At 68.3% G+C, this 20,547-nt stretch carries 17 protein-coding genes; 6 read left to right on the top strand and 11 right to left on the bottom strand.

Translation table 11 applies throughout. The annotated features are described in order from the left end of the window. Positions 1 to 39: 39 nt before the first annotated feature. Both ACE3T2_RS15585 and ACE3T2_RS15580 read right to left on the bottom strand, forming a co-directional pair. Positions 40 to 1,173, bottom strand: a complete 1,134-nt coding sequence (locus ACE3T2_RS15585) for a CaiB/BaiF CoA transferase family protein (protein WP_374658938.1) — start codon at positions 1,171 to 1,173, stop codon at positions 40 to 42. A gap of 59 nt (positions 1,174 to 1,232) precedes the next feature. Continuing rightward, the gene (locus ACE3T2_RS15580) at positions 1,233 to 2,012 is read right to left on the bottom strand and encodes an SDR family NAD(P)-dependent oxidoreductase (RefSeq protein ID WP_374658936.1); all 780 of its coding nucleotides are present in this window, start codon (positions 2,010 to 2,012) and stop codon (positions 1,233 to 1,235) included. Positions 2,013 to 2,141: 129 nt separating this feature from the next. Here ACE3T2_RS15580 and ACE3T2_RS15575 point away from each other — a divergent pair, with 129 nt between their 5' ends. Both ACE3T2_RS15575 and ACE3T2_RS15570 read left to right on the top strand, forming a co-directional pair. Further along, positions 2,142 to 3,470: a diguanylate cyclase domain-containing protein gene (locus ACE3T2_RS15575; RefSeq protein ID WP_374658934.1), complete on the top strand. Its 1,329-nt coding sequence runs from the start codon at positions 2,142 to 2,144 to the stop codon at positions 3,468 to 3,470. Continuing rightward, positions 3,470 to 3,976, top strand: a complete 507-nt coding sequence (locus tag ACE3T2_RS15570) for a DUF1453 domain-containing protein (RefSeq protein WP_374658932.1) — start codon at positions 3,470 to 3,472, stop codon at positions 3,974 to 3,976. The genes ACE3T2_RS15575 and ACE3T2_RS15570 overlap by 1 nt, the downstream gene beginning before the upstream one ends. On the opposite strand, the gene mfd is transcribed toward ACE3T2_RS15570, so the two are convergent. The 3 genes from mfd to ACE3T2_RS15555 are packed head-to-tail and all read right to left on the bottom strand — an operon-like array spanning position 3,973 to position 8,382. Next, entirely contained in the window at positions 3,973 to 7,461 is a 3,489-nt protein-coding gene (gene mfd, locus ACE3T2_RS15565; RefSeq protein ID WP_374658930.1) for a transcription-repair coupling factor, read from the bottom strand. The genes ACE3T2_RS15570 and mfd overlap by 4 nt on opposite strands. Further along, on the bottom strand, positions 7,451 to 7,741 hold the full coding sequence (locus tag ACE3T2_RS15560) for a succinate dehydrogenase assembly factor 2 (protein ID WP_374658928.1): 291 nt from the start codon (positions 7,739 to 7,741) through the stop codon (positions 7,451 to 7,453). Before ACE3T2_RS15560 ends, mfd begins: the two co-directional genes overlap by 11 nt. A gap of 44 nt (positions 7,742 to 7,785) precedes the next feature. Beyond that, complete coding sequence (locus tag ACE3T2_RS15555; RefSeq protein WP_374658926.1) at positions 7,786 to 8,382, bottom strand: hypothetical protein; 597 nt, start codon at positions 8,380 to 8,382, stop codon at positions 7,786 to 7,788. A gap of 77 nt (positions 8,383 to 8,459) precedes the next feature. On the opposite strand from ACE3T2_RS15555, the gene recG reads away from it, so the two are divergent. Beyond that, the gene (recG, locus tag ACE3T2_RS15550; protein WP_374658924.1) at positions 8,460 to 10,535 is read left to right on the top strand and encodes an ATP-dependent DNA helicase RecG; all 2,076 of its coding nucleotides are present in this window, start codon (positions 8,460 to 8,462) and stop codon (positions 10,533 to 10,535) included. On the opposite strand, the gene ACE3T2_RS15545 is transcribed toward recG, so the two are convergent. The 5 genes from ACE3T2_RS15545 to kdsA are packed head-to-tail and all read right to left on the bottom strand — an operon-like array spanning position 10,532 to position 15,990. Next, entirely contained in the window at positions 10,532 to 11,527 is a 996-nt protein-coding gene (locus tag ACE3T2_RS15545) for an NADP-dependent oxidoreductase (protein WP_374658922.1), read from the bottom strand. The two genes, recG and ACE3T2_RS15545, sit on opposite strands and share 4 nt — an antisense overlap. Before the next feature lie 32 nt (positions 11,528 to 11,559). Then, complete coding sequence (locus ACE3T2_RS15540) at positions 11,560 to 12,669, bottom strand: DUF3089 domain-containing protein (protein ID WP_374658920.1); 1,110 nt, start codon at positions 12,667 to 12,669, stop codon at positions 11,560 to 11,562. Positions 12,670 to 12,675: 6 nt separating this feature from the next. Continuing rightward, complete coding sequence (gene rfaD, locus ACE3T2_RS15535) at positions 12,676 to 13,674, bottom strand: ADP-glyceromanno-heptose 6-epimerase (protein WP_374658918.1); 999 nt, start codon at positions 13,672 to 13,674, stop codon at positions 12,676 to 12,678. Further along, complete coding sequence (gene rfaE2 / locus ACE3T2_RS15530; protein WP_374658916.1) at positions 13,671 to 15,125, bottom strand: D-glycero-beta-D-manno-heptose 1-phosphate adenylyltransferase; 1,455 nt, start codon at positions 15,123 to 15,125, stop codon at positions 13,671 to 13,673. Before rfaE2 ends, rfaD begins: the two co-directional genes overlap by 4 nt. A 19-nt stretch (positions 15,126 to 15,144) precedes the next feature. Further along, complete coding sequence (kdsA, locus tag ACE3T2_RS15525; protein ID WP_374658914.1) at positions 15,145 to 15,990, bottom strand: 3-deoxy-8-phosphooctulonate synthase; 846 nt, start codon at positions 15,988 to 15,990, stop codon at positions 15,145 to 15,147. A gap of 184 nt (positions 15,991 to 16,174) precedes the next feature. Between kdsA and ACE3T2_RS15520 the strand changes: the two genes are divergently transcribed. From ACE3T2_RS15520 to sseA, 3 genes are all read left to right on the top strand, one after another. Next, complete coding sequence (locus ACE3T2_RS15520) at positions 16,175 to 17,431, top strand: class I SAM-dependent methyltransferase (RefSeq protein ID WP_374658912.1); 1,257 nt, start codon at positions 16,175 to 16,177, stop codon at positions 17,429 to 17,431. Between the two features lie 86 nt (positions 17,432 to 17,517). After that, positions 17,518 to 18,516 carry a cysteine synthase A gene (locus ACE3T2_RS15515; RefSeq protein ID WP_374658910.1) on the top strand — a complete coding sequence of 333 codons (999 nt, stop codon included), beginning with the start codon at positions 17,518 to 17,520 and terminating at the stop codon, positions 18,514 to 18,516. Between the two features lie 2 nt (positions 18,517 to 18,518). Continuing rightward, the gene (gene sseA / locus ACE3T2_RS15510) at positions 18,519 to 19,358 is read left to right on the top strand and encodes a 3-mercaptopyruvate sulfurtransferase (RefSeq protein ID WP_374658908.1); all 840 of its coding nucleotides are present in this window, start codon (positions 18,519 to 18,521) and stop codon (positions 19,356 to 19,358) included. Here the strand turns inward: sseA and ACE3T2_RS15505 are convergent. After that, complete coding sequence (locus ACE3T2_RS15505) at positions 19,355 to 20,407, bottom strand: amino acid ABC transporter substrate-binding protein (RefSeq protein WP_374659054.1); 1,053 nt, start codon at positions 20,405 to 20,407, stop codon at positions 19,355 to 19,357. The genes sseA and ACE3T2_RS15505 overlap by 4 nt on opposite strands. Positions 20,408 to 20,547 lie beyond the last annotated feature (140 nt).

Here is a 20,547-nt window from a genome sequence, read left to right as displayed (position 1 = left end):
GAAGAGATCGGCCCCGGGCTCGCGCCCGGGGCCTTTTTCTTAGCCGGCCAACGCACCGGCCGACTGGAGGGCGTCGATCTCGGCGGTCGAGAAGCCCCAGTCGCCCAGCGCCTGGCGATCATGGGCGCCGATGGCCGGCGGCGGGCCCTGGATGGCGCCGGGCGTCGCTGAGAAGCGGGGCGCTGGCGCAGGCTGGATCACGCCTTCCACGTCCAAGAAGGTCTGGCGCGCAGCGTTGTGCGGATGCTTGGGCGCTTCGTCGAGGTCGAGGACGGGTGCGAAACAGACGTCGGTGGCGCCCATGATCTGCGTCCACTCGTCCTGCGTCTTCTGCGCGATGACGTGGGCCAGCTTCTCGCGCAGCGAGTCCCAGCGCCCGCGGTCCATCTGGGCCGAGAAATCCGGGTCGTTGATGCCAGTCTTTTCCAGCAGCAAGGCGTAGAACTGCGGCTCGATCGAGCCGATCGAGACCCACTTGCCGTCGGAACACTGGTAGGTGTCGTAGAAGTGAGCGCCGCCGTCGAGCAGGTTCGAGCGCCGCTGCTCCTTCCAGATGCCGCCGGCCTTGAAGCCGTAGAACATCGCCATAAGCGAGGCCGCGCCATCGCTCATGGCGCAATCGATGACCTGCCCCTTGCCGGTTTCGCGAGCGTTGATCACCCCCGCCAGCAGGCCGAAAGCCAGATAGAGCGCCCCGCCCCCGAAGTCGCCGACCAGGTTCAAGGGCGGCACGGGCTTGTCGCCTGTGCCGATGGCGTGCAGCGCGCCGGTGATGGCGATGTAGTTCATGTCGTGGCCGGCGGCGTTGGCGTAGGGACCGAACTGTCCCCATCCGGTCATCCGGCCGTAGACCAGCTTCGGATTACGGGCGAGTGCGACGTCGGGGCCAAGGCCAAGGCGCTCCATCACGCCCGGACGGAAGCCCTCAAACACCGCGTCGGCGCCTTCCATCAGCTTCAGGCAGGTCTCGATGGCGGCTGGGTTCTTGAGGTCCAGGCCGACCGACCGGCGCCCGCGCGAGGTGATGTCGGCCGGCGAGGCCCGGCCCTGCCCCTTGCGGTCGATGCGCACGACGTCCGCGCCCAGGTCGGACAGCAGCATGCCGCAAAACGGGCCAGGCCCGATCCCCGCGAACTCCACGACCTTCAGCCCGCTCAGCGGTCCCTGGCCCATTCGTCTACTCCCTCTGTGTTCGAACGACCCTAGGAGCGCTGACGCGCCGTCAGCCAATATCAGCCGCCGCCTGGCAGAGACTGGCCGTCATCGATGGTGATCACCGTGCCCGTGATGGCCCGCGTGGCCGGCCCGCAAAGCATCAGCAGCGAAGCGTCGAGGTCCTCGGCGCCCATCAGGCGACGACGGGGGAAGCCCTTCATCTGTTTCAGTCCGCCCTCGGTCTTGAACCAGTCCGAATTGATGTCGGTCTCGATGTAGCCCGGGCAGATAGCGTTGACCGCGATTCCCCGCCGAGCCCACTCGCGCGCCAGGCTCTTGGTCAGCATGGCGACCGAGGCCTTGGAGGCGCAGTAGGCCGATAGGCCCGGCAACACGGTGTGCGAGGCGATCGACGCAATGTTGACGATGCGCGCGGCGCCAGCCTCGGCGACGCCCGACGCGATCATGCGTTTGGCCGCCTGCTGGGCGCTGAAAAACACGCCGCGCACGTTCACGTCGAAGGTCCGGTCCCAGTCCTCGACAGTCAAATCCAGCGCCAGCCCCTCGCCGCCGACGCCGGCGTTGTTGACCAGGATGGAAATCGGGCCGAGGCCGGCCTCGATCTCGTCGAAGGCCGGGCCGATGGCCTGGGCGTCGGCGACGTCCAGCTTGAGCGCCATCGCGCGGCCGCCGGCTCCGGCGATCTCGCCGGCGACGGCCTCGACCATGTCCAGGCGGCGCGCGGTCAGGGCGACGCTAGCGCCAGCCTTGGCCAGGACGCGCGCGAAATGCGCGCCCAGCCCGCCCGAAGCGCCTGTAATCACCGCGACCTGGCCGCTCAGAACACCCGTTTCCATTCCCGTTTCCCTCCACAGTCCCGCGACGCGCCGTCGCTGTGTCATTCGCCTGTCGGCTGTATAGTCCTGTTGCGCTTCGATTCCCGCTTCACCCCGCGGGACGGGCGTAAGAGGCCAGGGTTTAAGCGAATGACGGCGGGCGTCCAGGCGCGAGTCTTGATCGTAGCGAGGGACGACGCGGTGGCTGGCCCGTTGGCCGAGGGGCTGGACCGGCTCGGCTGGCGCACAGTGACGGCGCGCGGCCCCTATGCGGCGACGGCGGCCCTGGCCGATCTCGGCGTCGAAGCGGCGATTGTCGACCTTGCGAGCGGAGGACACGAGGCGCTGACCATGTCCCGCCGGCTGAAGAACGCCTGCGCCCCGCGGAGGCTGCCGGTGATCGCCATCGGCGATCCCGGGCCTGAGCTCGATACCTATGATTTCGACCTCACGCTGGCGGCGCCGGCGCACCCGGCGCAAATGGTCATGCGGCTGGAAACCCTGGTTCGAACCGCCGTAGCCGAGGAAGAGTTCGAGCTGCGGCTGGAGACTTTCGCCGATCGCGGCAGGCGTCTGGACATGCCCGAGCCGGACTCAGCGCCGTTCCATGTCCTGGCGATCGGGGAACCTGCGCCGCAGTTCCTGGCCCTTTCCAACGCCCTGACCCGGTCGGGCGCGGAAGTGGTGGGCGCCTTCACCGCGTATACGGCCTTCGACTATCTGCACGAGCGGCCGTTCGACGCCGTGGTGCTGTGGGCCGGCGACACGAGCCAGGAAGCGCTGTCCATCGCCGCGGGGATGCGCCGCAACACCCGGCTCTATCATACGCCTGCACTGCTCTACATGCGGCAGGAGAGCTATGTGACCATGTCGGAGGCCTATCACCGCGGCGTTTCCGACGTGGCCTCTCCCGAGACGCCGGAGACCGAGACGGCGCGGCGTGTGCTCGAACTGGCGCGCAGCTATCGGCGTCAGACCGCCATCCGCAAGGCCCTGGAAAAGGCGCGGACCTCGGGTCTGATGGACGCGGCGACGGGTCTCTTCACCCGCGACCTCTTTGCGCGCCATGTCGGGCGGCTGGCTCAAGCGTCGCGCGTGCGCGGGCGCCCCTTGTCGGTCTGCGTACTCAAGGTCGCCGAGCGCGCCGACGTCGCCGCGGCCCGCTCCGGCGGCTGGCTGGACCGCGCTATTCCGCAGATTGGCTCGATGATCGGTCGCTTGGTGCGCGTCGAGGACACCGCCGCCCGGCTGAGCCAGGAGGTCTTCGCCCTCGCCCTGCCCGCCACCGGCAAGGCCGCCGCCCGCGCCGCTGGCGAACGTATCGCCGCAGTCATCGGCTGCACCGCCTTCGAAGCTGGCGATGGACAACCGCCCTTCGTGGTCGACTTCGATATCGGCGTCGCCGAGGTCGGATCCCCCGACCAGGTCGGCAAGGCCCTGGAAGAAGCCGCCGCCGGCGCGCAGCAGAAGGCGAGCTGATGCCGCCCGACCCGCCGGGCGGCGCTTGGACCTATTTGGTCCCGCTGGTCGTGCTGGGACTGATCCTGCTGAGAGGGCTGAGGACACGGACGCTGCGAGTCGAGCGCATGTGGATCATGCCGGCGCTGGTCCTGCTGGCCTTCGGCATGATGCTCTCGCGGTTGCCGCCGCCACGCCCTGGCATGATCGCGATCGGCCTCGCAGCCCTGGCGCTTGGCGTCGCGGCGGGTTGGTGGCGAGGCCGGACGACGACCATCACCGTCGATCCCCAGACCCACGCCCTGACCAGCAAGGTCTCTCCACTCGGCGTCCTGCTGCTGGCCGGTTTGTTTGCGGTTCGCTACGGCCTGCGCGACTTCGCTGGCGCCCATGCAGGGGCGATGCACGTTCAGCCGACCGAGATCTCCGAGGCCTTCCTGCTGTTCGCTGTAGGCCTGGTCTGCGCCCAGCGGCTGGAGATGTGGCTGCGCGCCAGGCGGATGCTTGCAGCCGCCCGCCGCGGCTAGGCTGCTAGCTTCGCCAGTTCGGTCAGGATGCCTTCGGCGGCGGCCAGGCGCTGTTCCGGCGTTTCCCACTCGCCCTTTACGACGACCTTGTGGTCGGGGCGGATTTTCCAGGCGACCTGGTTCTTTTGGACGAAGCCGACCAGGCCCATCGGGTTCTTGAACTCATCGCCCCGGAAGGTGACGACCGCGCCCTTCGGGCCGACGTCGATCTTGGCGACGTTCGCTTCGCGGCACAGGCCCTTGATCGCGACGACCTTGAGCAGTTGTCCGGCCTCCGGCGGCAGCGGGCCGAAGCGGTCGATCATCTCGGCGGCCAGGGCTTCGCGGTCGCCGGCCTTCTCGGCATCGGACAGGCGGCGATAAAGCGACAGGCGCACATTGAGGTCGGGCACGTAGTCGTCGGGGATCAGCACGGCCGCGCCGGTGTTGATCTGCGGAGACCAGCCGCGATCGGCGGCCTCGCCCTTGCCTGCCAGCTCCTTGAGCTCGTTGACGGCGTCTTCCAGCATCTGCTGGTAAAGCTCCACCCCGATCTCGCGGATATGGCCCGACTGTTCCTCGCCCAGCAGGTTGCCGCCGCCGCGCTGGTCGAGGTCGTGGCTGGCGAGCTGGAAGCCAGCGCCGAGGTTGTCGAGCGACTGCAGCACCTTCAACCGCCGCTCGGCCGACAGCGTGATCTGCTTCTCGGCGGGTGTGGTCAGATAGGCGTAGGCGCGCGCCTTGGCCCGGCCGACGCGGCCGCGCAATTGATACATTTGGGCCAGGCCGAACATGTCGGCGCGGTGCAGGACCATGGTGTTGGCGGTCGGGATGTCGAGGCCGCTCTCGACGATAGTGGTCGACAGCAGCACATCGTATTGCCCCTCGTAGAAGGCGCTCATCACCTCCTCGAGCTGGGTCGGCGCCATTTGGCCATGGCCGACCACGAACTTCACCTCGGGCACCTGCTCGCGCAGGAACTTCTGGAGGTCCGGCAGGTCGCTGATGCGCGGGGCGACGTAGTAGGCCTGGCCGCCGCGATATTTCTCGCGCAGCAGAGCCTCGCGGATGACGACCGGGTCGAAGGGCGTGATGTAGGTGCGCACCGCCAGACGGTCGACCGGCGGCGTGGCGATGATCGACATCTCGCGGATGCCCGACAGCGACATCTGCAGCGTCCGAGGGATCGGCGTGGCGGTCAGGGTCAGCATGTGCACATCGGCGCGAAGCTCCTTGAGCTTCTCCTTGTGCTTGACGCCGAAGTGCTGCTCCTCGTCGACGATCACGAGGCCCAGGTTCTTGAAGCTGACCTGCTTGGACAGAACCGCATGGGTGCCGACGATGATCTCGACCTCGCCGTTGGCGAGCGCGGTGCGAGTTTCGGAAGCTTCCTTGGCCGGGACAAGACGCGACAGGCGGCGGACCTTGACCGGCCATCCCTGGAACCGCTCGGAGAAGGTCTTGTAGTGCTGGCGCGCCAGCAGGGTGGTCGGCGCCACCACAGCGACCTGCTGGCCGCTCATCGCCACGACGAAGGCGGCGCGCAACGCCACCTCGGTCTTGCCGAAGCCAACGTCGCCACAGATCAGGCGGTCCATCGGCTTGCCGGCGCCGAGGTCCTCCAACACGTCGCCGATGGCGTTGAGCTGGTCCTCGGTCTCTTCGTAGGGGAAGCGGGCGCAGAACTCGTCGAACACGCCGCTGGGCGGCACGATGGCGTCGGTGTCCTTGGTCGCGCGCTCGGCCGCGATGCGGATGAGGCCGATGGCCATCTCACGCAGGCGTTCCTTGGCCTTGGCCTTGCGGGCCTGCCAGGCCGCGCCGCCCAGGCGGTCGAGTTGCACGCCCTCGCCGTCGCTGCCGTAACGGGTCAGGAGGTCGATGTTCTCGACCGGAAGGTAGAGCTTGGCCTCGCCGCCGTACTGCAGTTCCAGGCAGTCGTGGGGCGCGCCTGCGACGTCGAGGGTCTTGAGGCCCTCGTAGCGGCCGATGCCGTGGTCGATATGGACGACCAGGTCGCCGGGCGTCAGCGAGGAGGCTTCGGCCAGGAAGTTCGTCGCGCGCCGCCGGCGGCGCGGCCGGGCCAGACGATCGCCCAGGATGTCGGTCTCGGAGATTACCGCCAGCTTCTCGGTCTCGAAGCCCGACTCCAGCGGGAGGACGACCCGCTGGAAAATCTTAGGATCGGCCGAGCGGGCGGCGTCCCAATAGGGCGCGAGCGAGATGTTCTTCAGACCGTGATCGGCCAGCATAGCGCCCAAACGGTCTGACGAACCGTCGGACCACGACGCGAAGAGGACGCGCTTGCCCTCCCCGACCAGCCGGCGGGCGTGATCGGCGGTGGCCTCGAACAGGTTCACCGAGTCCTGCTGGCGCTCGGCGGTGAAGGTACGCCCTTGGCGCGCGCCCATGTCGATGACGGTGTCGCCTTCGACTTCCTGAAAGGCTGAGAAGCGCCGGGTCGGGCGCACAGCCAGCGCCTGGCGGTACTCGTCGGCGTCCATGTAGAGCCGGCTCGGCTCGAGCGGGCGGTAGTGAACCTTGCGATCGGCCTGCGCACGGGCGTCGTAGGCGTCCTCGATCATCGAGAGCCGCTCGTCGCGGGCCGCGTCGGCCAGATGGTCCAGGGCGATCAGGGCGTCATTCGGCAGATAGTCGAGCAGGCTCGCCATCTCCGGATAGAACAGCGGCAGCCAGTGCTCCATCCCGGCGCGGCGACCGCCTTCGCTGACCGTGTCGTAGAGCGGATCGCCCCCGGGCGCGCCGAACGCCTCCACATAGCCGCGGCGGAAGCGCGAGACCGCGTCCTTGTCGAGCAGAGCCTCGCTGACCGGCAGCAGGGAGATGTCCTTGAGCTGCTTGGTCGAACGCTGGGTTTCGGGATCGAAGGCGCGGATGGATTCCAGTGTGTCGCCGAACAGGTCGAGCCGCACCGGCTCGTCGGCGTTGGGCGGGTAGACGTCGATCACCCCGCCCCGGATCGCGAACTCGCCCCGTTCGGACACGGTCGAGGCCCGCTGATAGCCGTTGATCGCGAAGTAGCGTTCGAGGTCAGCAATCTCGACAACATTGCCGACGGTGGCCGAATAGGCCGCGCCCTCGACGGCCGATCGTGGCGGCACGCGCTGGATCAGCGCCGGGACCGTGGTGACCAGCAAGGCGGGCTTCTTGGCGTCGAAGCCCTTGGCCAGCCTGGCCAAGGCGGTCATCCGTTCGGCCGCGGCGCCTGCCGACGGGCCGATGCGGTCATAGGGAAGACAGTCCCAGGCGGGGAAGCGAACGATCTCGACGCTGGAGGCGAAGAACGCGAAGGCGTCGATGAAGGCCGATAGGCGCGAGGCGTCGCGCGCTACGAAGACCGAGAGCCCTCCGCGGGCCTTGACGATATCGGCCATGACCAGGGCGTCGAAGCCCTCGGGAGCGCCGACCAGGTCCAACCGGCCCGGATCCTGGGCGATACGCCGGGTCTCCGCCGCCGAGGGGGCGCGGAAACCGTCAGCCGCCATGCGGCCCTCCCCGCGCCTCGAAGGCTTCGAAGCGGAACTGCTTGATCATGCCCATGATTTCGCCGTCGAGCTCGGGCGGCGTCGGCGTGCGCTCGACGATCCACTCGTAGAGGTCCTGGTCGGGCTGCTCCAGCAGCGCCTCGAAGGCGTCGAGCTGTTCGGCGCTCAGATTGGCGGCGTGCGTGTCGGCGAACGGCCCCAGGATGAGGTCGGCTTCCCGGAAGCCCCGGTGCCATGCCCGGAACTTCAGTCGCTTCAGTCGTGTATCGTCGATGCTCATGAGGAGCGGCCGATATAGGCCGCCCCGGCCGCCCGCGCCAGGGTCTATCCCCAGTCGCCGCCCAGCCATTTGAAGGACACCGAGCTGAACGGCGTGTCACCGACCTGGAGAGGGCCGGTGACGACGACCGCTCCGTCCTTGCCCTTGGTCGCCTTGCTCTTGCGCAGGGCCGCGGCGTCGATGTTGGCGTCGATGCGGACCTCGCCGAGCTTCGGGTGGCTGCCGACCATGCGCACACGCTCGTCCGTCACGAGATAGGCGGTCGGCAGGACCTTCAGCTTCACCGAGTAGACCACGTTGCCGAGCGCGTTCTTGCGCGCCGGGCTGGTGACGTCGACGAACTCCAGCATGACCGGCGCATAGGTCTTGGTCCGCTGGCCGCTCTCCCAGTCGTTGAAGCCCTGCTGGCCGGCGATATGCAGGTTGTCGAGGCGATAGTTGCCGACCTTCACCTCGGTTGTCGGAAGGTAATAGCCGAACTGGGCGTCGCCCTTCGGCCGCGTCATCCCCGTGAATGTCGGATCGGCGGCGACGGCCGGCGGCGCGACGGGCGCCTTGGCTTCGGTCTCGGCCTCTCCGGACGACTGGCTGCAGCCGGCCAGCCAGACAACGCACGCCGCCGTCAAAAGCGCACTACGCATCCCGATTCCCCCCAGGGTGTTTGTCGAACTTCATCATGGGCGCCGCAGGCTGTCCACGGTCGCGCTATGTTCCCCCTATGCGGCCCGAGATTCTTTTCCCGCTCTATGCGCCCATCACCTCGCTGAAGGGGGTCGGCGCGCGCGTGGCGCCGTTGTTGGAAAAGCTGGCCGGGCCGATCGTGCGCGACGTGGCGTTCCTGCGCCCGCACTCGGTCATCCGCCGCGACCGCACCAGCGTCGTCGCGGCCCTTGAGGGCGCAGTCCAGGTCTTCGAGGTGCAGATCGACGCCTACAAGCGCCCCCGCGCGCCCCAGCAGCCCTGGCGCATCGAGGCGCACGACGACACCGGGATACTGACCCTTGTCTTCTTCGGCCGTTTCGGGGGCGACCTGGAGGCCAAGCATCCGGTCGGATCGCGCCGAGTGGTCAGCGGCAAGGTCGAGCGGTTCGGCCTGAACCTGCAGATCGCCCACCCCGACTATCTGCTGCCGCCGGAACGCGCAGCTGAAATTCCGGCCTTCGAGGCGGTCTATCCGGCGACGGCGGGCCTGCCGCCCCGCACAGTGCGCAAGTTCGCCCTCGAAGCCCTGGCGCGAACACCGGATCTGCCCGAATGGCAGGACGCCGCCTGGCTGGCGCGCGAGGGCTTTCCGAGCTGGCGTGAGGCCTTGGCTCAGATGCACGCCCCCGAAGGCGAGGCCGACCTGTCGCCGCAGACGCGCCACGCCCGGCGGCTGGCGTTCGACGAACTGCTGGCGCATCAACTGGCCATGGCCCAGCGCAAGGCCGACCGACGGGCCGCGCCGGCCCCGGCCATCGCCGCCGGCGATATCGCGCCGAAGATCCAAGCCGACCTGCCCTTCAAGCTCACCGGCGCCCAACACAGGGCGTTGACCGACGTGCGCCGCGACCTCGCGGCCGGCGAGAAGATGAGCCGCCTGATCCAGGGCGACGTCGGATCAGGCAAGACGGTCGTGGCCATGCTGGCCATGGCCGACGTCGCGGCAGGCGGCGCGCAGAGCGCCCTGATGGCGCCAACCGAGATCCTCGCGCGCCAGCACTTCGAGACCATCTCCGGCCCGCTCTCCGAACACGGCGTGCCCGCCATCCTGCTGACCGGGCGCGACAAGGGCGCAGGCCGCGCCGAAAAGCTGCGGGCCCTGGCCTCGGGGGCAGTCAAGGTGGCGGTCGGGACCCACGCTCTCTTCCAGGACGACGTCGCTTTTCAGAACCTGCAACTGGCGGTGATCGACGAGCAGCACCGCTTCGGCGTGGCCGAGCGCCAGCGCCTGCAGTCCAAGGGTGAGGCCGTGCACCTGATCGCCATGTCGGCGACCCCGATCCCGCGAACCCTGGAACTGACCGTTTACGGCGATCTCGACGTCTCGCGTATCGACGAGAAGCCCCCCGGCCGCACGCCGGTCGCCACCCGGGCGGTGCCGATGAACCGGCTGGAAGAAGTCGAGGCGCGCCTGCACCAGGTCGTGGCTCAGGGCGCGCAGGCTTTCTGGATCTGTCCGCTGGTCTCGGAGTCAGAGCTGGTCGACCTGAAGGCCGCCGAGAAGCGCGCCGAGGAGCTGCGCCAGCGGATCGGCCCCAGTGTCGGTCTGGTCCACGGCAAGATGACCGGAGCCGAGAAGGACGCGGTGATGGCCGACTTCGCCGATGGCAAGATCGGCGTGCTGGTCGCCACGACCGTGGTCGAGGTGGGCGTCAACGTCCCCAACGCGACCATCATGGTGATCGAACAGGCCGAGCGCTTCGGCCTGGCCCAACTGCATCAGTTGCGCGGACGTGTCGGGCGGGGCTCGCGCGAGAGCGCTTGCCTGCTGCTCTACGATCCGCCGTTGTCGGAAAGCGCCCAGAAACGGCTCGATATCCTGCGCAAGACCGACGACGGCTTCCTGATCGCCGAGACCGACTTGGAGCTGCGCGGCGGCGGCGACGCGCTCGGCCTGCGCCAGTCGGGCTTTCCGGCTTATGTCTTCGCCGATCCCATCGCCCACCGCGACCTGATCGCGGCGGCTGGCGACGACGCGCGTCTGATCATGCAGCGCGATCCCGAGTTCGTCTCCGAGCGTGGCAAGGCGCTGCGTGTGTTGCAGGAGCTGTTCGATTGGCGCCCCGCTTCGCCGCTCAAGGACGCTGGTTAGACGACCTTCACCATCCGCTTGCCGCGGTTCTCGCCGGCCAGAAGGCCGACCAAGGCGGCGGGCGTGTTCTCAAGGCCCTCGATCACGTCCTCCTGCACCTTCAAAGCGCCGCTTTCGACCCAGCCCCTGAGCTCGGCCAGGGCGATGTCGGTGCGGTCGTAGAAGTCCGACACGATGAAACCGCGGACGCCGAGCCGCTTGGTGACGATGAGGCCCGGCACGCCGCGCGGGCCGTGGGACGGGGCGGCGCCGTCATACTGCGAGACCGCGCCGCAGCAGGCGATGCGGCCGAAGTTGTTCATGCCGAACAATGCCGCCTCGAAGATCTCGCCGCCCACGTTGTCGAAGTAGACGTCGATCCCCTGGGGGCAGGCCGCGCGCAGGGCGCGGCGGACGTCGCCGGCCTTGTAGTCGACCGCCTCGTCGAAGCCGAGTTCGCTCTTCAGCCAGTCGCACTTCTCGGCCCCGCCGGCGATCCCGACTACGCGACAGCCCTTCAGCCGGGCGATCTGGCCGGCGATGGATCCGACCGAGCCGGCGGCGGCCGAGACCACGACCGTCTCTCCCGCCTGCGGGCGGCCGCACTCGATCAGGCCGAAATAGGCTGTCAGGCCCGCCACGCCATAGACACTGATCAGATGGGTCAGGGGCTGCAGATCGGGAAGCTTCGACAGTCCCGCGGCCTTCACCGCCGCATAGTCTTGCCAACCGGTGTCGGCAAAGACCAGGTCGCCGGGTTTCAGGCCTTCGGCCCGGCTCTCGACCACCTCGGCGACCGCGCCGCCGGCCATGACGTCGCCCGCCTGCAGGGCCGAACGATAGGTGGCGCCCTGCATCCATGCCCGGTTTGCGGCGTCCAACGAGATGTAGCGGGTGCGCACCAGCACCTGGCCGTCCTCCGGCTGTGGCCTGGGCGCGGTCTGCAACCGGAAATGATCGGGGCTCAGCTTGCCCTGCGGCAGGCTCTCGAGGACGATCTGGCGGTTGTCCATGGCGCATCTCCCTTTTGCACCACGATGAGCCGCTAGGGCCTGGCCAGCAAGCCTTCGACGCGTCCGGCGGCGTCGGCCTCGAGGTCGGCGTAGAAGAGATTATAGGGCGGCATCCGCCGCCGGTCCGTCCACGACCCCGACGGCTTAAGCGAGGCAGATTGCGGTCGGGTCACGCGCAGCAGCCCGTTCTCGCATCTGGCCCCGACCTGGCGAGTCAGGAACGCCGGCCGCGCGCCCCATTCCAGGCCGGTGGCGTTGGTTGCGCCTTGGTTCAGGCGCGCGGGCGCCTCGCCGTCCACTACGCCGCCGAACAACGGGTTGAAGCAGATCGGCGTGCGCCCCTGCAGGTTCTCGAGCTGCGCGCCCGGTCCCCAGACCAGCGAGCGGTCGAGCAGCGCCTGAGCGCGTTCGGGATCACCCTCGTAGACCTGGGCCCAGGCTGCCAGGCACCCGCTCTGCCGCGGCGCCAGGCACGGCGGCAGCGGGGGCGTGCTGGCCGGCACTACGGTCTGGATCAGATAGGCGGCCGCGATCTGCTCCTTCAGCGCCGGGTCACGCGCCGTCTCCTCGGCCAGCAAGCGGGCGGCGAGCGTGCCGCCCTGCTCCACCCCGACTACGACGACGGGCCGGCCCTGGTTGTAATGAGCCAGATAGTAGCGGAATGCGGCGGCGACGTCGGAATACGCAAAGCGGCGCGCCTCCTTGGCGTCCTCGCGCAGTGTCATCATCGTGTAGAGGCTGGCTTGGCGGTAGCGTGGCGCGAAGATGCGCCCCACACGCACGAACGGCCCGGCGTAGTTGGGCGCCATCACCCGGCGGAACAGCCGGTCGGCCTGGGGATCGTCGATCGGAGCGTTCCAGTGGCGGCCGCCGTCGAAGGTGGTCGGCCCGACGAAGAACACGTCGGCGGGCGGTTCGGCGGCCGTCGGCGCCTCCGGCGCCCCCGGCATCAGCGCCCAGGACGCGCGCTGCGCATAGTCGGGCGCGGGCGGCGGGTCGTAGGTCTGGAACGGCTCCTTGGGGTCCAGCCGGGTGCGCAGGATGTCGTCGCGCCAGACATAGGCGCCGGCCACAAGGATCGCGGCGATCATCACCGCGACCGCCGCGACCAGACGCTTGAAGCCCCGCGGACGCTCGGCCATGCGCGCCTAGCGGTAGGGGTCTGGCTGAGAAAGATAGCGCTTCACGTAGTCGCTCACGCCGTCCTCGAGGCTGGTCATGGGCTGATTGTAGCCTGCATGCTGCAGCCGTTCCATGTGCGCCTGGGTGAAGTACTGGTACTTGTCGCGGATGGCCGGGGGCATGGGCGTATATTCGATCTCCGGGGTCCGGCCGGCTGCGGCGAACACCGCCCGGGCCAGGTCCTCGAAGGTCCGCGCCGTACCCGAGCCGAGGTTGTAGACCCCGTTGACCTGCTCGTTGTTGGCCAGCCAGGCGATCACGTCGGCGACGTCGCGCACATAGACGAAATCGCGTGTCTGCCCCCCATCCGGCACGCCCTCGCGATAGGACTTGAAAAGCTGCACGGCGTGGCCGTCGCGGACCTTCGGCCAGATCTGGGAAATGACCGACTTCATCGAGTGCTTATGTTCTTCGTTCGGCCCGTAAACGTTGAAGAACTTGAGCCCGACCCATTGCGGCGGCGCGTAGTCGCGTGCGGCTTGGCGGGCGGCGAAAAGGTCGAACAGCGACTTGGACCAGCCATACGTGTTCAGCGGCCTTAGAGCTGCAAGCGACTCCAGGTCGTCGCGGTCCTGGAAGTCTGTGGCGTCGCCGTAGGTCGCGGCCGACGAGGCATAGACGAAGCGCCGCTGACGATCGGCGCACCAGCGGAACAGGTCGCGTGACAAGGTGAAGTTCGAATGGATGATCTTGTCGGCGTCCGGCTCGGTCGTGGATGAGACCGCGCCCATGTGCACGACGAGCTCGACGTCCCGCCAACGCTTTTCCAGCCAGTCGAACATCGCTTCGGGCGCCACGAAGTCGCCGATCGGATGCTTGGCGATGTTGCGCCATTTGCCGAGCTCGGCCTCCCGCAGCCGGTCGCAGACCACGACGTCCAGCGCCGGATCCTCGGCCAGCTTGGCCACGATGTTGGAGCCGATGAAGCCGGCTCCGCCGGTGACGAAGATGATGCGACGGCTCATGCCTTCTCCTGCATCCGAGCAATGGCCGCGGTCGTGGAATAGCCGTCCACGAGCTGGGCCAGCCTGACCTCGCCCCCATAAGATTTCACGAACTCGCCGCCGACGACCTCGCTTTCCGTGTAGTCGGCGCCCTTTATCAGCACGTCGGGGCGCGCGGCCCCGATCAGCGCCATGGGAGTGTCCTCGTCGAACGGCGCCACTAGGTCCACCGAGCCCAGGCCGGCCAGCACCATCGCGCGGCTCTCCAGGTCGTTGACCGGACGCCCCTCGCCTTTCAGCGCGCGCACAGAACGGTCGGAATTGACACCGACGATCAGCCGGTCGCACCAGGCCCGCGCCTGGGCCAGATAGGCGACGTGACCTCGGTGCAGGATATCGAAGCAGCCGTTGGTGAAGCCGACCTTCAGGCCCTTGGCGCGCCAGCGGGCGATCTCGTCGACCATACGTTGGGGCGTGGCGACCTTGGCCTCCGCCGGCGCCATGTGCGCGGTGATCGAGGCCTCTATCAGTTCTTCAGGCGTCACGACCGCGGTGCCCGCCTTTCCGACCGCAACGCCCGAGGCGAGCATCGCGAACGCGATGGCGTCGGCGACGGCGACCTTGCCAGCCAGGGCGACGCCCAGCGCGGCCAGGGTCGTGTCACCCGCCCCCGAGGCGTCGAACACCTCGCGCGGCGCTCCAGGGAAATGACGGACGGGTTCGCCGCGCACGGCGAGCGATATGCCTTTGGCCGCGCGAGTCACCAGGATCGCCTTGGCCTCGCACAGCGTCAGGGCGTGCGCCAGGGCGGCCTCGACCTCGGCGTCGCTCTGAGTCGGCATGTCGGTGGCATGGGCCAGTTCGGCCGCGTTCGGCTTGACGATGTCGACGGCGCCGTAGCGTGCGAAGCTGCGGGCCTTGGAATCCACGATCATCAGCGCACCGGACGCGCGGCATGCCTCGATCACCGCCGGGGTGACGACGCCCTTGCCGTAGTCTGACAGCAGGATCACGCCCGCGCCCTTGGCCACGTCGCGCACGGTGCGGACCAACCGCTGTTCGACGTCGCCGGTCGCCGGGCCGCTGGTCTCCATGTCGACGCGCAGCAGCTGCTGGCCGCCGGACACGAAGCGGGTCTTCAGGGTCGTGGGGCGGGTCTGGTCCGTGACGACGAAACCCTCGACCCCGTCCTCGGCTTTCATCAGCCGCAGGGCCTCCAGGCCCTCGGCGTCGCCCCCGATCATGCCGACCAGGCAGACATCGCCGCCGAGGGCCGCGGCGTTGCGCGCCACGTTGCCGGCCGCGCCCAACATCACCAGTTCCCGCTTGCGCGCCAGCACCGGGATCGGCGCCTCGGGCGAGACGCGGGTCACCTCGCCATAAACGAACCGGTCGACCATCAGGTCGCCGACGCAGACGATGCGGGCGCCGGAGAGCGCGGTGAGGATCTTTTGAAGCGCGGCCAAGTCCATGGGTCAGAGCCTACGCCGTTTACTGCACGGCTGCATGGATGGCTTTGAGGCCCGCCAGCAGGTCGCGCGCGCCGTCGAGCGGCAAGCAGCTCGGCCCGTCGCACAGCGCCTTGTCCGGCTCGGGATGGAATTCGAGGAAGACGCCGTTGGCGCCGACCGCCACAGCGGCCTTCGCGATCATCGCCACGCCGTCTCTGCGCCCGCCGGTCGAGGCGCCGCCTGTGCGCGGGTCCGCGCCGGGCAACTGCACGGCATGGGTCGCGTCAATGGTCACAGGCGCCCCCAGCTTCTTCATCTCAGGGATGCCGAGCATGTCGACCACCAGATTGTTATAGCCGAAGGAGCTGCCACGTTCGCAAAGCACGACGCCGACGTCGGACACCTCCTTGATCTTATTGAGGATGTTCTTGCAGTCCCAGGGGGCCAGGAACTGGGCCTTTTTCACGTGCATCAGTCCCCCCGCCGCGCCCGTCGCCTTGGCGGTCGCGACCACCAGGTCGGTCTGTCGGCAGAGGAAGGCGGGAATCTGGGTGATGTCGGCGACGGCAGCCACCGGCTCGGCCTGCTCGACCTCATGCAGGTCGGTGCAGATGGGCACGTTCAACTGCGCCTTCACTTCGGCCAGGATCTTCAGGCCTTCCTTGAGGCCCGGCCCGCGATAGCTCTTGACCGAGGATCGGTTGGCCTTGTCGAAGCTGGCCTTGAACACGTAGGGCAGGCCTAGCTCCGCCGTCACCGCCTTCAGCCGCCGGCCGGTCTCAAGGGCCAGGTCGAGGTCCTCGATCACGTTGAGCCCTGCGATCACCACCAGCGGCTGGCCGTCCCCGATCGACAGGTTCCAGCGGTTAAGCGTCAGTACGGTCATGACAATCCCGGCTTTGCTGATCGGCGCGCTGCGCCGCTGGGGCCTAAGTGGCGCGCGCTGGTCAGCTTCACAAGCGCGAAAACGTGAACCCCCAAAACCGATCGGCGCGCCGCCGCGTACTGGTGTTGATTCGCCTCAATCCCAAATGCAGTGTTACGCTTGTGAAAAATCGAGGGTTGCGACCATGAGCCTGGCGCATGAACCATCGTTGGCGGCGATCGCCGCTTCACCTCGCGCGTTCGGGAAGCTGCCCGCCCTCGACGGGGCGCCGGCCGCCTTCCGGTTCGCAGCCCGATTGCTGGCGCTGAACTGGCGTCAGGGAACACTCACCTTCATCACGCCATCCGGCCGCGAACTGCGGATCAAGGGAACCGAACCCGGCTTCGATGCCCGGATCATCGTCCACGACTTCCGGTTCATGCGCCGGGTGCTGGCCGCCGGCGACATAGGCTTCGCCGAGGGCTACATGGCCGGCGAGTGGGATACGCCCGACCTTTCGGCGGTGCTTTCTGCGATGAGCCTGAACTTCGACCGGCTCGCCAGGTTGTTCCTCGGAAATCCGGTGATGCGGGCGGTGAATTTCATCGGCCACAGCCTCAACGCCAACACTCGTAAGGGTTCGCGCAAGAACATCCATGCCCACTATGACTTGGGCAACGCCTTCTATTCGCGCTGGCTCGACCGGACCATGACCTATTCCTCCGCCCGCTACGAGCGGCCGGGCCAGCCGCTCGACCGCGCCCAGACGGCCAAATACCGCAGCCTCGCCGAAGGCATGGACCTGAAGCGCGGCCAGTCCGTGCTGGAGATCGGCTGCGGCTGGGGCGGCTTCGCCGAGTTTGCGGCGACAGAGGTCGGGGCCAAGGTCACCGGCATCACCATCTCCAAGGAGCAGTTCGATTTCGCCCGCAAGCGGCTGTTCGACCAGGGCCTCAACGAAAAGGCCGAGATCCGGATGGTCGACTACCGCGACGTCGAAGGACGCTTCGATCGTGTGGCTTCCATCGAGATGTTCGAGGCCGTGGGCGAGCGCTACTGGCCAACCTATTTCGGCAAGATCCGCGACGTGCTGGCGCCTGGCGGCCGCGCCGGGCTGCAGATCATCACCATCCGCGACGAGATATTCGACGCCTATCGTCGCCGGGCGGACTTCATACAGAAGTACATCTTCCCGGGCGGCATGCTGCCGTCGGAGGCGAAGCTGCAGGCGGTGACCAAGGCTGCGGGCCTGCCCTGGACGGGCGTCGTCCGCTTCGGCCAGGACTACGCCGACACACTGGCCGAATGGGGCAAGCGCTTCGAAAGCGCCTGGGACGAGATCGCCCAGCTCGGCTTCGACGAGCGGTTCCGCAAGCTCTGGCGCTTCTATCTCAGCTATTGCGAGGCCGGCTTCCGCACCGAGCGGACCAACGTGGTGCAGCTCAGCCTCGCGCGGGCCTAGGCCCCAGAACAGCTTAGGCCGGTTCGACGAAAGCTGAGGGGTTTGCCCCCTGTTCTGCGCCTGCCGCCCGGCTTAAGTAGTCGGCCATGACCGTTGCAAGCAGCGTCCTGGACGCGATCGGAAACACGCCCCTCATCCGCCTGCGCCGCGCCAGCGAGGCTACGGGATGCGACATCTACGGCAAGGCCGAGTTCATGAACCCCGGCGCATCGGTCAAGGACCGTGCGGCGCTCTACATCGTGCGCGACGCCGAACGGCGCGGCGTGCTGCGGCCCGGCGGTCGTATCGTCGAGGGCACGGCTGGCAACACCGGCATCGGCCTGGCCATGGTCGGAGCCGCCAGCGGGTACCGGACCACCATCGTCATTCCGCGGACCCAGAGCCAGGAGAAGAAGGACGCCATCCGGCTGCTCGGCGCCGAGCTGGTCGAAGTCGATGCGGTCCCCTACTCCAATCCCGATAATTACGTCCGCTATTCCGGCCGCCTGGCCGAGGAGCTGAACGCCAAGGAGCCGGCCGGCGCGATCTGGGCCAACCAGTTCGACAACGTCGCCAACCGCCAGGCTCATATCGAGACCACGGCCCCCGAAATCTGGGAGCAGACCGGCGGCAAGGTCGACGGCTTCATCTGCGCGGTCGGATCGGGCGGCACGCTCGCTGGCGTCGCCCAGGGCCTGCGCGCGCGCAATCCCGACATCAGGATCGGGCTGGCCGACCCGCACGGCGCGGCGCTCTATTCCTGGTACGCCGACGGCGAGCTGAAGTCCGAGGGCGCGTCGATCAGTGAAGGTATCGGCCAGGGCCGCATCACCGCCAATCTGGAAGGCCTGACCATCGACCATCCCTACCGCATCGACGACGTCGAGATGCTGAACGTCATCTTCGACATGGTCGAGCACGAGGGCCTGGTCATGGGCGGCTCCACCGGCATCAACGTCGCCGGCGCGATCCGCATGGCCAAGGACATGGGCCCGGGCCACACCATCGTGACCGTGCTCTGCGACCAGGGTTCGCGCTACCAGAGCAAGATCTTCAACCCTGCGTTCCTGAAGGAGCGTGGCTTCCCCATCCCGAAGTGGCTCTGAGCATGGATCCCGTCGTCTCTACAGCCTGGCTGGCCGATCGCCTGCGCACGCCCGACGTCCGTGTGGTCGACGGCAGCTGGCACATGCCGGCCGAGGCCCGCGACGGCCGCGAGGAATACCTGCAGGTCCATATCCCGGGCGCGGTGTTCTTCGACATCGACGCTATCGCAGACCGCGCCAGCGACCTGCCGCACATGCTGCCGACCTCCGAGGCGTTCGCGAAAGCTGCCGGCGAGCTGGGCCTGCCGCGCGACGTGGACATCGTGATCTACGACACGCACGGCATCCGCTCGGCCGCTCGCGTGTGGTGGACTCTGCGGGCCATGGGCTACGCTCGCGTCTATGTCCTGGATGGGGGTTTGCGCAAATGGATGGCCGAGGGCCGCCCGGTCGAGGCCGGCGAAGTCTATCCTCGCGCGGTCGAGGTCGCCCCGGCCTTCGATCCCGGCCTGGTGCGCAACGCCGCCGAGGTGCGCGCCATCCTTGACGACGGTTCGGCGCGGATGGTCGACGCCCGCTCGGCCGCCCGCTTCACCGGCGAGGCGCCCGAGCCTCGGGCCGGGCTGCGGTCCGGGCATATGCCCGGCGCCGCCAGCCTGCCCTGGGAGCAGGTCGTGGCGCAGGACGGCACGCTGCGTCCGGCCGACGAACTGAAGGCGGTGTTCAAGGGGGCCGGCGTCGATCTCGGCACGCCGATCGTCACGACCTGCGGGTCGGGCGTCACCGCCTCGGTCCTGGCGCTCGCCCTGGCGCGGCTCGGCCTGGACCGCACGGCGGTCTATGACGGCTCCTGGACCGAATGGGGCGGCCTGCCGGACACGCCCATCGTCACTGGGCCCTAGCGGATCGGCGGAGCGTAGAGCAGGCCCGGCTGAGCAGCGTTCCACAACGCGTTGTGACCGCGCTCAAGCTTCAGGGCCGAACCCTTGCCGACGTTGCGATCGAAGATCTCGTCATAGGCGCCGACCTGGGCGATGGCCTGATAGCCGAAGTCGGCCTTCAACCCCAGCGGCGCACCGAAATCGCCGTCCGCTCCCAGCAGCCGTCGCACGCGCGGATCTGGTGAGTTCTTCTGGAGGTCCGCCGCCGTCTTCGAGCTGACGCCGAGCTCCTCGGCCAGGATCAGCGAATAGATCGTCCATCGCACGATGTCGGTCCAGACCGGATCGTCCTGGCGCACGGCGGGCGACTGCGGCTCCTTGGAGATCACCGTCGGCAGGATCACGTGGGCGTTGGGCGTGTTCATCACCGAGCGTGAGGACGCCAGCGCCGAGACGTCGGCCGTGAAGGCGTCGCAACCGTCGTTCTGGTAGAGCGCCCGGGCCTCGGCCTCGGTCTTGACCACGACGGGCTGATACTTCAGGCCCCGCGCCTTGAAGTAGTCGGCCAGGTTGGTCTCGCTCGCGGTGCCGCCCTGGACGCAGATTCGCGCCCCGTTCAGCTCGTCGGCGCTGGTCAGTGCGAGGGCCTTGGGCGCCAGGAAGCCTTCGCCGTCGAAATAAGTGATGGCCGTGAAGTCGATCCCCTCGCCCGCGTCCCGCGCCAGGGTCCAGGACGTGTTGCGCGACAACACATCGATCTTGCCGGCCCGCAGGGCGGTGAAGCGGTCTGTAGCGGTCAGCGGGGTGAAGCGCACCGCGTTCGCGTCGCCCAGCGTGGCGGCCGCGACGGCCCTGCAGATGTCGACGTCGAAGCCGCGCCAGGCGCCGCGATCGTCTGCGAAGGCGAAGCCCGCCAAGCCGGGATTCACCCCGCAGGCCAGCCAGCCGCGCTTGCGGACAGCCGCGAGGGTGGGGCTCGGTTTGGGCGTGTAGGTCGTCGCGGCGGCGGGCGCCTCGACCTTGGGCGGCGGCGGCGCTGGCGGCGGCTCGGGCTTGCTGCAGGCGGCCAGAGCCAGCGCTGCGGCCAGACCGCTGATCGTTCGCGTAGAAATACTGGGCCCGGAGATTTGGCCGCCCTCCTTGATTGCGTAGCTGGCGAGGCTCTAAGTGCGGGCCGATCATGGTTCAAGTTCGCTCCGGCCCGTCAACC

This window comes from Phenylobacterium sp. (genome assembly GCF_041919955.1).
In the GTDB taxonomy this organism is placed as follows: Bacteria; Pseudomonadota; Alphaproteobacteria; order Caulobacterales; family Caulobacteraceae; genus Phenylobacterium.
Note: the sequence above shows the minus strand (reverse complement) of the source record. Positions and strands in the feature narration are given on the sequence as shown.